At 58.2% G+C, this 13,060-nt stretch carries 14 protein-coding genes; 9 read left to right on the top strand and 5 right to left on the bottom strand.

The window, feature by feature from the left end:
* Positions 1–29: 29 nt before the first annotated feature.
* The gene (locus tag J3489_RS06860) at positions 30–1,067 is read right to left on the bottom strand and encodes a LacI family DNA-binding transcriptional regulator (protein ID WP_206996971.1); all 1,038 of its coding nucleotides are present in this window, start codon (positions 1,065–1,067) and stop codon (positions 30–32) included.
* Between the two features lie 263 nt (positions 1,068–1,330).
* Between J3489_RS06860 and J3489_RS06855 the strand changes: the two genes are divergently transcribed.
* The 9 genes from J3489_RS06855 to J3489_RS06815 all read left to right on the top strand — a co-directional run bounded on the left by J3489_RS06855 (position 1,331) and on the right by J3489_RS06815 (position 10,695).
* Positions 1,331–2,416, top strand: a complete 1,086-nt coding sequence (locus J3489_RS06855) for an ABC transporter ATP-binding protein (protein ID WP_206996970.1) — start codon at positions 1,331–1,333, stop codon at positions 2,414–2,416.
* 28 nt (positions 2,417–2,444) lie between these two features.
* Positions 2,445–3,305, top strand: a complete 861-nt coding sequence (locus J3489_RS06850; RefSeq protein WP_206996969.1) for an ABC transporter permease — start codon at positions 2,445–2,447, stop codon at positions 3,303–3,305.
* Positions 3,302–4,120: an ABC transporter permease gene (locus tag J3489_RS06845; protein WP_206996968.1), complete on the top strand. Its 819-nt coding sequence runs from the start codon at positions 3,302–3,304 to the stop codon at positions 4,118–4,120. The genes J3489_RS06850 and J3489_RS06845 overlap by 4 nt, the downstream gene beginning before the upstream one ends.
* A gap of 66 nt (positions 4,121–4,186) precedes the next feature.
* Positions 4,187–5,296, top strand: coding sequence for an ABC transporter substrate-binding protein (locus J3489_RS06840; protein WP_206996967.1), 1,110 nt, complete (start codon positions 4,187–4,189; stop codon positions 5,294–5,296).
* A gap of 16 nt (positions 5,297–5,312) precedes the next feature.
* Positions 5,313–6,314: a nucleoside hydrolase gene (locus J3489_RS06835; RefSeq protein WP_206996966.1), complete on the top strand. Its 1,002-nt coding sequence runs from the start codon at positions 5,313–5,315 to the stop codon at positions 6,312–6,314.
* 69 nt (positions 6,315–6,383) lie between these two features.
* Positions 6,384–7,505, top strand: coding sequence for a mandelate racemase/muconate lactonizing enzyme family protein (locus J3489_RS06830; protein WP_206996965.1), 1,122 nt, complete (start codon positions 6,384–6,386; stop codon positions 7,503–7,505).
* 84 nt (positions 7,506–7,589) lie between these two features.
* Positions 7,590–8,402 carry an NAD-dependent epimerase/dehydratase family protein gene (locus tag J3489_RS06825; RefSeq protein WP_206996964.1) on the top strand — a complete coding sequence of 271 codons (813 nt, stop codon included), beginning with the start codon at positions 7,590–7,592 and terminating at the stop codon, positions 8,400–8,402.
* Positions 8,403–8,412: 10 nt separating this feature from the next.
* Positions 8,413–9,945 carry an SDR family oxidoreductase gene (locus J3489_RS06820; protein ID WP_309491342.1) on the top strand — a complete coding sequence of 511 codons (1,533 nt, stop codon included), beginning with the start codon at positions 8,413–8,415 and terminating at the stop codon, positions 9,943–9,945.
* 45 nt (positions 9,946–9,990) lie between these two features.
* Positions 9,991–10,695, top strand: a complete 705-nt coding sequence (locus J3489_RS06815) for a ribonuclease activity regulator RraA (protein WP_206996963.1) — start codon at positions 9,991–9,993, stop codon at positions 10,693–10,695.
* Between the two features lie 215 nt (positions 10,696–10,910).
* On the opposite strand, the gene J3489_RS06810 is transcribed toward J3489_RS06815, so the two are convergent.
* The 4 genes from J3489_RS06810 to J3489_RS06795 form a co-directional block, all read right to left on the bottom strand.
* On the bottom strand, positions 10,911–11,282 hold the full coding sequence (locus J3489_RS06810; protein ID WP_206996962.1) for a DUF6697 family protein: 372 nt from the start codon (positions 11,280–11,282) through the stop codon (positions 10,911–10,913).
* 68 nt (positions 11,283–11,350) lie between these two features.
* Entirely contained in the window at positions 11,351–11,617 is a 267-nt protein-coding gene (locus tag J3489_RS06805; protein WP_374193439.1) for a hypothetical protein, read from the bottom strand.
* A 444-nt stretch (positions 11,618–12,061) separates the two neighbouring features.
* On the bottom strand, positions 12,062–12,790 hold the full coding sequence (locus J3489_RS06800) for a response regulator (RefSeq protein ID WP_206996961.1): 729 nt from the start codon (positions 12,788–12,790) through the stop codon (positions 12,062–12,064).
* A gap of 67 nt (positions 12,791–12,857) precedes the next feature.
* Positions 12,858–13,060: hypothetical protein (locus J3489_RS06795; protein WP_206996960.1), on the bottom strand; the 203-nt coding region annotated here is incomplete at its 5' end.

Raw genomic sequence — 13,060 nt, 5'->3', positions numbered from 1 at the left:
CGCCGCGCTTTGCGGCGCTCATATCTTTGTCACACTCTTGTTGGGGGTGCAGTGCTGCCACGTACAACAAGATTCACCGGAATCTCGATGAATTTTGGCAGCACTGCTCCCGATAGGCATTTGAGAATGTATTTTGCGGCTGCCGCCCCAATGTCTTGCGCGGGGACCCTGACGGTGGTCAGAGATGGAGTTAAATAGGCGGCCCAGTCAAAGTCGTTGAACCCCGTGATGGAAACGTCTTGTGGAACAGCTAAGCCCATGGTCTTTGCACCAATCATAGCGCCAAAGGCGATCTGATCGTTCCCGCATATCACGGCTGTTGGGCTGCTCGGGCCAGACATCATCGCCTGGATGGCACTTTTTCCTTCTGAGATCAGATACGGACGTTCAACATGTATTTCCGAGTGCACGCTCAACCCGTGCGCGGCAAGGCATTCTCTAATTCCAGAAGCGCGCTCGGCGGCACGATCGTTATGTTCAGGGCTTCCAGCTATAACGCCGACGTTCCGGTGGCCAAGGTTAACCAGATATTGCGCAACACTATAGGCCGCTTCAGTGTTGTCGAATCCTACGGATGGTTGGTCCTTAGAAATTGTCCAGGTCTCGACGACCGGAACGCCCTGTTGCTCGAGTAGCTGCACCAGTGCGGCATCGTGTGAAGCACCCACGAGAACCATGCCGTCAACCCCACGTGAGAGGAGTAGGCGCGCTTCATGCAACTCGCGCAACGAATCATAGTCCGAGCTGGCTAGCAGGAGGGAGTACCCAGCGTCATTAAGATGTCGCTGCAATGCAGCGATTGCCTTTGCAAAGCCCTCATTTTCAATGCTGGGAACGATCGCGCCAATTGTTTTCGACCTGCGGGTCGAGAGGGCGCGAGCCGCACCGTTAGGCATATACCCCAGTTCGTTGCAAGCTTGTCTTACTCGGGAAAGTATTTCTGGCCGAACTCCGGCTGTGCCGTTGAGTACACGAGACACGGTTGCAGGGGATACGCCAGCTCGTCGTGCCACGTCCGCAAGACTGACCTTGTTTGAACTTGCCGCAACTGCCTGCCGATGATCCACTGAAATTCTCCAACTGGTTGGCTCATTCTCTCATCTCTCGGCAAATTCTGCAAGCGATTTCAAGACGGGCTTTGATTTCTTCAAACGCAGTTTATAATGTGTACGCTATAACTTATCCATATATACGGTGATAAATAAAGCGTTATCGCTTAGAAAATTTGGACGACATGCGGAAACGATAGGTAGAAACACTTATCGACCCGGGCATATTCGCGTGACATTCTGAAAGCGCTTTCAAGAGCTTGCCGACGGAGAACGATTGGATGGCCCCTTTACTTGCACTGCGAAGCGTAAGCAAGCGCTTCGGAAAATTCGTCGCGGTCGACGATGTATCCTTGGATGTGTTTCGAGGCGATTTCTTAACCTTGCTAGGTCCCTCTGGTTCCGGAAAGACTACGTTACTGATGATGATTGCTGGATTCGCGACACCGACGTCCGGCGACATCTTTAGTGGCGGGGAAAATATCACTTCGGTACCGCCTGAGCACCGGAACTTCGGCATGGTCCTGCAGGGCTATGCTTTGTTTCCCCATCTTTCAGTGTTTGATAACGTCGCTTTTCCTCTTAAGGTACGAGGGAGATCGCGTTCGGAAATCCAAGATAAGGTCAAGCGGGTCCTCGACATGGTCCAGCTGACCCAGCTCAGCGCACGCATGCCCCGAGAGTTGTCGGGCGGGCAGCAGCAGCGTGTCGCGATCGCCAGGGCGCTGGCCTTCGAGCCAGACCTGTTGCTTCTCGACGAGCCCTTAAGTGCGCTCGACAAAAAACTCAGGGCAGAAGTGCAGCAGGAGTTAAGGGACCTGCATAAACGCTTGGGGACGACGTTTATTTGCGTGACGCACGACCAGGACGAAGCGCTGTCGCTTTCGGACCGGATCGCAATCATGCGCGATGGTCGCTTACAGCAGGTGGGCTCACCCAAGGAGCTCTACGACGCACCGCGCAGCAGATTTGTGGCGGACTTCTTGGGGCGTAGCAACTTCCTCGACGCCGATGTGGTGGAAACGCTGGACGACGGATTCATCTACCAGTGCCATGGGCGAGCATTTGTGCAGCGGCATACAGGAGCAATGCCTAAGGCAGGCGATAAGGCGCTGATTGCGTTGCGGCCGGAGAATATTGACGTCGCTTGGGGCAAGAACCAAGTTGAGAATCAGAATTTCGTCGAGGGCCAAATCGTCAGTACTTCCTATGGCGGATCGCATGAGACGATGGCCGTCAACACTGAAATTGGTCAAGACCTTTGGGTCAGCGTGCCAAAGCGGCAGCGGTCAGGAAGCGTGGCGATTGGGGAATCCGTCTGGCTGTCATGGGGGGCGGACTCGACGGTCCGTGTGAGCGATGGCTGAGACGATTGCCCGCTCATACAGGGGACCCATGCGCACGCGCTTTCGCATCACCCAAGCGTCGCTGCCCTGGTTGTTGATTGCGCCACCTCTGTTGCTGGTGTCGGTTTTCTATTTGTACCCTCTTGCACAAGTCCTGTTCATCAGTGTAACGGAGCCAGCCCCGGGTCTTCAGAACTTTGCTTTGCTCGGAACCAGCGCGTCGATCCAGCATATGCTCGTCACTACAGTGCGAGTTTGCGCAACCACGACGGCGGTCGCCGTGCTGCTTGGCTACGTGGTGTCCTACGCGATGACCTTCAGTTCGCCGCGAGCGCGCAATCTGACTATGGTACTGGTCGTCATTCCAATGTGGGTCTCAGCGCTCGTACGCGCTTTTGCATGGGTCGCCCTGTTGCAAAGGCAAGGGTTAGTCAACAGTCTGCTAATGGCCAGCGGTGTGACCGAGCGACCTCTGAGCCTTGTCTGGAACGAACTCGGCGTGGTGATCGGCATGGTGCACTACATGTTGCCGTACGCAGTTCTGCCACTCTTCTCAAGCATGCGCGACATCGACGGACGCTGTATCACGGCAGCGCGGGGATTGGGTGCCTCCCGCTGGCAGACTTTTTGGCGAATATTCCTGCCGCTAAGCTTGCCGGGTGTGATCGGTGCGGCCGTTCTGGTGTTTGTCTATTCCTTGGGTTTCTTCGTCGTGCCGGCGATCTTGGGCGGTGGCAAGACGGTGATGGTGGCCGAGTATGTGCGACTTCAGATCGTGGAATTGCTGAACTGGGGGCAGGGAACCATGCTTGCTGTAAGTCTGCTGGTATCTGTTACCGCGACCCTCGGAGTCGCCATCCGTTTGCTTGGGGCCAAGCGCTTCTTCGGTCATGGCGGAGGTGCAGCATGAAATCCGAGCGCATGTTGGAAGCATCCCGGGGTGTACTGATAGCGAGTTGGATCGTGATGGCGTTTTTGATCTTGCCAATCGCAATGGTCTTGCCTTTGTCGTTGACGGACCAGGCGTACCTGTCGCTGCCTCGTCACGGTCTCTCGTTGTCTCACTACTACGAGATGTTCCATAGCTCCGAGTGGCTCAGCAGCTTCGCGCAAAGCGCAGTGATCGGCCTTTGCTCGACACTTATCGCTGTCGCTGCGGGAGTGCTGTGCACGGTAGGCTGCTGGCTCCTGGGATCCCGGTTCGCAACTTGGGTTCGAATCGTGATGCTATTGCCGCTGATTGTTCCGAGCGTTATTTACGCGCTCGGCATCTATCGGTTCTACATCAAACTGGACCTCCTCGACAGCTATGTTGGCGTCGTCATTGCGCATGCGGTTACGTCGATTCCGTACGTCGTCATCTCGATGACCGCTGCACTTGCTGGATTCGATGGCGCACTGCTGAGCGCAGCGCGGGGACTTGGTGCGAATGTCTTTCAGGCCCTGTATATGGTCGTCTTGCCGAATGTGGTTCCTGGAATGGTGTCGGGTGCGATCCTGGCTTTCATGCATTCCTGGGACGAGATCGTCATCGTCCTGTTCATCGCCAGTCGCGAGATCTTCACCCTCCCGCGGCGGATCTGGGACGGCATCAATGATCAGCTTGATCCCACGATTGCATCTGTTGCGACCACAATGATCGTCCTCTCGCTACTGCTGCTGGTCGCTTACCGGATGCTAGGGGGGAATGGCAATCGTGTGACGAGCAATGCGAGTGGAGACTGACGCGGCAGCCCGCAGCAGGGCTGCTGCCGCCTAGATATCGAAGCCATATCTTTAATGGGACGGACAATGAAAACCATACCTGCAGATAGGACAAAAGAGATTGCCAAGCCCCTTGGCTGCGGTGATAACGACGGGATCGGCCGGCGACACTTCCTCGGCGCGTTGGCGGGGCTTGGGCTTGCCGCTGTGGGCATCGGTGAGGCGGGCGCGGCGCCCTCCGAAGAGTTGGTGGTTGCGAACTGGGGCGGACCAGCAGCAGAGGCCTTTATCAAAGTTTGGGGTGAGGCGGTGCGACAACAGACTGGGGTCAAACTTGTCATCGATGGTAGCGGCCCGACCCCCGGGAAGATCCGGGCTATGGTCGAAGCTCGGAAAGTTGCCTGGGACGTCTGTGACGCAACCGTAGGACCCGCGCTCATGTTAGGCAACGCAAATCTGCTCGAACCGATCGACTACGCAATAGTTGGCAACAAGGTAAAGCCTGAATATCAATACCCATGGGCGGTTTGTAACTACATTTTTTCCTACGTACTCGCGTTCAACAAGACGCAGCTCAAGGGGCATCAACCAACGTCCTGGAAGGATTTCTGGAACTTCAAGGACTTCCCGGGCAAGCGAGCTTTGCGCGGCTCGTGCGTCGGCCAGCTCGAATGCGCCTTGCTTGCCGATGGTGTACCTCCCTCGAAGATCTATCCAATCGACCTCCCGCGTGCGCTCGAAAAAATCAAGGAGATACGCGAGCACGCGATTTTCTGGAAAACCGGTGCGCAGAGCGAAGACCTCTTTCGCCAAGGTGAAGTGTCGATGGGGAACATGTGGCACAACCGGACGAATGTTCTGAGACTCGAATCAAACGGGCAGATCGACTGGATTTGGGACGGCGGCGTGGTCGCGCCCGCCGTATGGGTTGTGCCAAAAGGGAATCCGGCGGGCAAGCAAAAAGCGATGGAATTCATCCGCCTTGCGCTTGAGCCGCAAAGTCAGGCCGAGCTGTTCAAGATCATCGGGATGGGACCGAGCAATCCCGCCGCTGCGGCGTTGATCCCCGACAACCTTAAGCCCTTTGATCCAAGCCAAGCAAAGAACCTTGCGCGGCAGATCCCGATCAATGAGGCGTGGTATAGGGACCATCTTGCTGAAGCCGAAGCAAAGTATCTCGATATCATTTCGTCGTGAATCTGGAGCCTGTGCCGTGCTAACCACGTCTAATGTGAGTGGCCCTCCGGAGCGAATCATCATCGACTGCGACCCGGGCCATGACGACGCCATCGCCATATTGATGGCGCTGGCGATGCCTGAGGCACTGGACGTTCTTGGTGTGACCACCGTTGCCGGAAATGCGAGCGCCGGATTCACGAGTGAGAACGCGAGCATCATCTGCGCACTGGGTAGACGTCCGAATGTGCCCGTCCGGCGTGGCTGCTCACGCCCACTCGTGCGTCGTTTTGTGGACGCGACGGCGTTCCATGGCGAAAGTGGGCTCGATGGGCTGCCGGAGCGATCGGCGCTGGCAAGCTCTCTTCCGGCTGAATCCGCGCAACATGCGGTGGACTTTCTCATTCAAACGCTGACGACTGCATCCGAGCCGGTCACGCTCGTCTGCCTCGCGCCGTTGACCAACATTGCCATGGCCTTGATAAAGGCGCCCGAGGTCGCCGGCAAGATCAAGGAAGTCGTCTTTATGGGCGGCGCGCGTCGTGCGGGAGGTAACGTTTCGCCTTGCGCGACCTTCAACGTATTGTGCGATCCCCATGCAGCGCATGTCGTAATCGATAGCGGGCTTTCGCTGACGGTAATCAGCCTCGATGCTACTAGTCAGGTGATTATATCCGAGCAGGTGCTGGAAGAAATGGGCCGCCTAAAGAGCGATGTGGCGCGAATGGGCCATCGCCTTCTGACGTATTTCAACCGGCGGCGGATGGATGTGTACGGCTATTCTGCGGACAAGACGACGCTCAACGATCCATGTGTAATTGCCTATTTGCTTGATCGCACGGTGTTTCGCGGAAAGCCGGCGAACGTTGCTGTGTCTATCGATTCCGAACTGACGCTCGGCATGACGGTTGTTGACTTGGACCGCCGTAGTGGGCGGAACGTGAATGCGCTGTGGATCGACGAGGTCGACGCGCCTGCGGTGCTGCGGTCGATGATTGATGCCTTTGGGCGTTACGAAGTACGCGCGATCGACACTTGAAGCGCGCGACGCTCCATAACACATTTCATTAACATTCGTAACTTAGTTATACTTAGTAGAGAAAAAATTATGTCGAAAATTGAGTCGATCGTCGCTCGTACAGTCAAGGTTCCGCTGGATCGGGCAACTGCATTTGCGAGGCGCGAAGTCCATGCGCGCGAATACACGCTGGTCAAGGTGCGCACCGACGACGGACTGGAGGGTATTGGCCATTGCTACAGTGGTCACAAAGGCGGCGGGTTGGTCACCGAAGCAGTGCGCAATCTTATTGCGCCGCTGATCGTAGGCCGGGATGCGCACGAAACGGAGTTGCTGTGGAAGGAGATGTACCAGGAGGGCTTGCTACACGGTCGCACGGGGTCAGTGATGCGTGCTATCAGTATCGTCGACATTGCATTGTGGGATCGCAATGCACGTCACGCGTCGATTCCGCTCTACAAATACCTGGGCGCTTCATACGATTCCAGGGTGCCGGCGTATGCAAGCGGCGGCTATTACCTTGAGGGCAAGACACCGGAAATGCTCGGGGAGGAACTCGCCGGCTATGTCGCCCTCGGCTTCAAGGCGGTAAAGATGAAGGTCGGTCGCGGGGACCTGCGATTTGAATCGGCACGCATCAAGGCGGCTCGTGAGGCCATCGGGCCCGATGTCCTCCTGCTGCTTGATGCCAACAATGCATGGCAGGACGTTCCGACGGCACTGCGTTACATAGACCGCTATACGGAGCACGACCCATACTGGATCGAAGAACCTTTCAGTCCCGATCAGATCGACAATCATGCAACCCTCGCTTCACGCATTAGTATCCCGGTAGCGACTGGCGAGATCGAGGCGGGACGGTGGCGCTTCAAGGAATTGCTGGACAAGCGCGCAGCCGCAATCCTGCAAACTGATGCTGCGGTGTGCGGCGGCATTACGGAGTTCCGTCGTATCGCGGCGCTGGCGGACTGCTATGGCGTAACGATGTGTCCTCACTGGTTCCATGATCTGCACATTCATCTGGTCGCATCAAGTGCGAATGGACAATTCGTCGAGTTTTTCCCAGACGACAAGGTGTTGAATTTCCGACGCCTGATCGACCGGCAATTGGAGATCGTGGAAGGTCAATTGCGTCTGCCGACGGAGCACGGTCTGGGCTACCGCTTTGAAGACAAGGCGATCGCTGCCTTTGAAGCAGATGTGTGGTGCTAAGCACTGAGTCGTTCTGACAACACCCTTGGGTCGGTGCGTTTCATCGAGGAACGGGCCGATTACGACTATCGGAGGACATCGGAAATGCGATCCTATGGAGGTGTTCTGGTCACAGGTGCGGCGGGCGGTATCGGACGTGAGCTTCGTGCAGGGCTTCGAGGACGCTACCCACGCCTGCGCTGGTCTGACATCCAACAGATGGACGACATCGGGCCAGGAGAGGAAGTGGAGGTTGCCGACCTGTCTGATTTCGCCGCCGTTGAGCTTTTGATGCGGGATATGGAAGCGGTTGTCCATCTCGGGGGGATCCCGATCGAGGACAACTGGGACGCTTTGCTTCCTGCAAACATTGTCGGCACCTTTAACGTGTATGAGGCGGCAAGACGGGCCGGCGTTAAGCGGGTGGTATACGCGAGTTCGAACCATGTCGTCGGTTTCCACCGGCGCACGCGGGTCGTCGGCCCCGACGACCCGATGCGCCCCGACAGTCGCTACGGCGTATCAAAAGTATTTGGTGAGGCAATCGCCCGAATGTACGCTGACAAATACGGGATCGAGACAGTATGTCTGCGCATAGGCCAGTTTCGTCCGCGTCCAACCAATACGCGCATGCTGAGCCTCTGGATCAGCCCCGCAGACATGGTGCAGCTAGTGCTGTGCAGCCTCGAAGCCGACGAAGTTCATTTCGAGGTGGTCTACGGTATTTCGGCTAATAGACGCGCTTGGTATGCGAACCCCGGTGCCGAACGGATTGGCTATGTGCCCCGGGACAACGCCGAAGAATATTTGCAGGAGGTACTTGAGAGCGCGGATGTCGAGGAGGGGATCGGGCAGTGGTTTCAAGGTGGTCCGTTTTGCACCGCAGAATTCGACGGAGCGTTCGACGATATTCCGTGACGCGTAGGTTTTGACCACGCCGCACCAACCCAATGCAATGCCGCCGTCGGTGGATGTCGTCATAACCCGCACGAGACGCTGTGGCGGTCCCATCCGCCAAGGTAAGCCCAACTTTTTTCGACAGATCAACCAATCCATGTTTGCTCCCCCCACTCTCAGGTGTGCCGAGGTATTCGCGCGCTTGCCGAACACCTTCCGCAAGACATCGACATCCAGTCCATGGCTCGCTGTGAACGAACGAGGCGCTTGTCGGCATTCCCTTCTCGAGGGGCCATCATTTGACATCGCGGGTAATCTCTATGTTGTCGATGTGCCGTTCGGACGAATCTTTCGGATATCGCCGGCGGGCGAGTTCACGCTGATAGCCGAATATGACGGTCAGCCAAACGGTTTGAAGATCCACCGAGACGGTCGGATCTTCGTGGCGGATCATCAGCATGGGATTCTGCAACTGGACCCTGACACCGGCGCGGTCGGGCCGCTGTGCGTGAGCGACAACGACGGCCGGCCGTTCAAAGGCGTGAACGATCTTTGCTTCTCGACAGGCGGCGACCTGTACTTCACCGATCAAGGTCAGACGGGCCTGCAGGACCCAAGCGGCTCGGTCTACCGACTGCGTGCCAATGGCAAGCTGGACCGCCTCATGACGGGCATTCCCAGCCCGAACGGGATAGTCCTGAATCATGAGGAGACTGCCGTCTACGTCGCGGTCACACGTGACAACGCGGTATGGCGGATGCCTATGTTGCGCGACGGTCGCGTGTCGAAGGTTGGCGCCTTCATCAGGTTATCGGGTGGTGTCGGTCCAGACGGCATGGCCTTGGACGCCGAGGGCGGCCTGGCGGTCGCGCACATTGGCCTGGGATGCGTCTGGATATTTGACGCATTCGGCGAGCCTACGCTCCGTGTCGTTCCACCGCAAGGTCGCTCGGTAACGAATGTTGCGTACGGCGCAGCGAATGGCCGTCACGACGCGCATGTGGAACACATTAAGCAGACCTTAGGCTCGGTTGACATCCTCATCAACAATACCGGTGGTCCTCCACCTAGCACCGCACACGGGCAGTCTATTGACACGTGGACAGCACATTTCCAATCGATGGTGCTGTCGGTGATTGCAATTTCGGACCGCGTCCTGCCGCTCATGCGAGCGAAGGGCTGGGGGCGGATTATCACAAGCACCTCGTCTGGCGTAGTGGCGCCTATTCCGAGCCTCGGTATCTCAAATACGTTGCGCATGTCGCTGCTCGGTTGGTCGAAGACATTGGCTAGGGAAGTCTCTCGCGACGGAGTCACGGCCAACGTGGTCATCCCGGGCAGAATCGCCACGGACCGTATCAGGCAGTTAGACGAGGCGAAGGCTGCACGCGAAAACCGGACAGTCGAGTCGGTCGAACAAGAGAGTACGCAATCAATTCCGGTCGCCCGCTATGGCCGCCCGACCGAATATGCGGACGTGGTCGCGTTTCTCGCCAGCGAGCGAGCGTCCTATGTTACTGGCAGCGTTATTCGCGTTGACGGTGGATTGATTGCCAGCACATGAGGCGACTACTTACATTTGTGGAAGGCACAACGGGAGATCAACACCATGACACTGCGCATTGACATTATTGAACGGTTGTCGTCCGTCACCACGGCGACCTTGACAACCTTGCTGCTCAAGAAGGGGTTGCGCAACGTTTGGATTCGGGGTGCCCGGCCGTTGCGACCGACAGGTCGACGTGTTGTCGGTAAAGCATTCACACTGCGATTTGTGCCCGCCCGAGAAGATTTGGCGACGCCGGAGTCGTGGTCGTCGCCGACTTCGACGCGGGCGGCCATCGAAGCAATGCCAGAGGGCTGCATCGCAGTTGTTGATGCCATGGGCATTACAGACGCCGGCATCTTCGGCGATATTCTGTGCGCCCGGATGCGAAAGCGCGACGTCACGGCATTGATTACGGACGGTGTGGTGCGTGACGTTGCCGGAGTGCTCGGGACTGGACTGCCTGTTTGGTCACAGGGTACTGCTGCACCTCCGTCGGTCAGCGGCCTGACGTTCGTCAACTGGCAACAGCCGATCGGATGTGGAGGTGTTGCGGTGTTTCCCGGCGACGTGATCGTGGCCGATGACGACGGCGCGATCGTTGTGCCGGCGGCACTTGTCGAGGAAATCGCCGAGGCCGGCGTCGAGCAGGAGCAACTGGAGGGTTGGATCATGGAGGAAGTGGATCGCGGATCGCCGCTGATCGGACTGTATCCTCCAAACGAACAGAGCCGGCAGCGCTATGAAGCATGGCGACGCACTCGCTGAACCTTGGGGCCACGTTGACGGTGAGGTGCGCGCGGGACTGGATATCGTCCTTGTTCAGGCAACGCGGCTTGCCGGGAACGATGTTCACGCCACACCGAGGCGTTCGCGCGTTAGTGCGAACACCTCGGGCGCGTGATGGTCGGAGGAGGCGCCGTCAACTACGGCGCCTCCTCACTATGAATTTAGCATGGCAAAGAAAGGTGTTCAGCGTAGCCTTAGCAGCGTTTCAGCTTGATGACGCGCGAAACCTGCGCGGCCGTGAAGCTGGTATTGCGCGCATAGGGTGCGCAATCCAGAGGCGCAGTGAGCGATTCGATCACGGTGTATTGCCCGACGTAGCGAAACGAGTCGGTCTCGCGCTTGACGAATACGGGTATCGCGTCGGTCTGTCGGGCAAGCGTGCGCCCGGCGGCGCGGGCCGCGGCGCCGCCGTCGCAGATGATGACCTCGGGCGCTTGCGGATTGAGATCCGGACGCAGGCACGCAGCGACGACTTTGCCGCGCTTGACCGGCAGAAAGGCTTGCTTGCTGCCGCCGCAGATCGAATGAATGTACTCGCGAGAATAGTCCTTGCCGATTTCAAACATGATTGACCCCAGGTGGTGCGTCGTTAGACGTTGTGTGTCGGATGAATGGTTGGATCGAGGTGCTGGAGTCATCCCGCTTCCAGCGCTCTGAGTACGGCATTGCCATTGGCCGAAATGACAAACTGCAAGTTGCCGATGTCGGATTCGACGAGCTTTGCAAGGCCGGCCTTGCGAAGCGCCCTGACGTCGGGCGTCGCCTGGTTGGCGTCGATGGGCGCCGCCCGCAACAGCATGAGCGTTGCCATTTCGTGCGCGCTCAGGCGCAGCACGCCTTCGACCGGATCGTGGCGTTCAATCGAATTCATGGTTTGCTTCCCTGGATGGCGTTCGTGCACCTGCAATGGGCACCGTTCGCAACGGTGGTTCGTTATCGGTGTTCAATGAGCGCGTTCATCTGCGCGACGCATGCGCGATGGCGCAAACGGACGCGTTCGAACGCGGCTGCGAGTTCATGCTCGCGGCGACGTGCCGATCGGACGTTCCCAAACGCGGCGTCCGTATGGCGCTAACAAAGGTGCACGGGAAGGAAATGGCGGCGCGCGCCGCTTGCCTGCTGGCAAGACGGCGGCTAAAGAAAGTAGAGCGCGGACGTCCTGCCGGCTAGGCAGTGAATGACCTGGAGGGTCGGCTACATCGGCTGAACATGGCATGCACTCTCTTTATTTGAGACCTTGTCATTGTAAATTGGCGCGATAATCGCCGACAAGTAAAAAGGTGGTAAACGTGTATCGATTCACGCTCGCCAGAATGATTAGGAATGCTTTGTTATAGAGGGCGTGTCAGAGAAGACCTTCGTTCGATTGATGAGCTTCCAAGACTCCTACCAGCCGGTAGCCCACGCCCGTCTCCGTGATGATGTGCTCGGGCTGCGCCGGGTCCCGCTCGAGTTTCTTGCGCAGATGTCCCATGTAGATGCGCAAGTTGTGGAAGTTGCCGGCGCGCGGCCGCCCCCATACCTCCTGAATGAGCTGTTGATGAGTCAGCACGCGTCCCGCCTGACGCACGAGCGCCGAAAGCAGGCGGTATTCGATCGGGCTCAGATGAATGATTTGGCTGTCGCGCATGACCTTGCGCGCATTGGGATCGACCGTGACCGCGCCGAAATGGATCTCGCGCCATCCGCCGCCGCTGCCGCCGGCACCCCGGCGCACGCGTGCGCGAATTCGCGCCACGAGCTCCGAGTGGCCGAACGGCTTGGTCAGATAGTCGTCGGCGCCGGCGTCGAGCGCGGCGACTTTGTCTTCTTCGCCGCTGCGCGCCGACAGCACCATCACCGGCACCATCGACCAATTGCGCACGTCGCGAATGACGTCCATGCCGTCCATGTCGGGCAGGCTGAGATCGACGATGACGAGATCGGGGCGTTTCGCGGCCACGAGGGCCAAGCCTTGCTCGCCGGTCTTCGCCTCGACGACGGCCATGCCGTCCGCGAGCAGCACCGTATGGACGAGACGGCGAATGGATTTGTCGTCGTCGATCAGCACGACGGTGACGGCCGGCTCGCTCATCGCGTGGCCACGCCGAGTGCCGCGACCGGTGCGACCGCCCTCGCGAAGCGGAGCGGGTTCGCTTTGTTCAAGCCCAGCCGCACGCCGTCAGCACCATATCGATCAGTTTGATGAACGGGAACGGCAACAGGATGCCGCCGAGACCGTAGATCAGCAGGTTGCGGCGCAGCAGCGACGCAGCGCCCAGCGGCCGGTACTTCACGCCCTTCAGCGCGAGCGGGATCAACGCGACGATGATCAGCGCGTTGAAGATCACCGCCGACAGGATCG

The organism is Trinickia mobilis, from assembly GCF_017315705.1.
GTDB lineage: Bacteria > Pseudomonadota > Gammaproteobacteria > Burkholderiales > Burkholderiaceae > Trinickia_A > Trinickia_A mobilis.
Note: the sequence above shows the minus strand (reverse complement) of the source record. Positions and strands in the feature narration are given on the sequence as shown.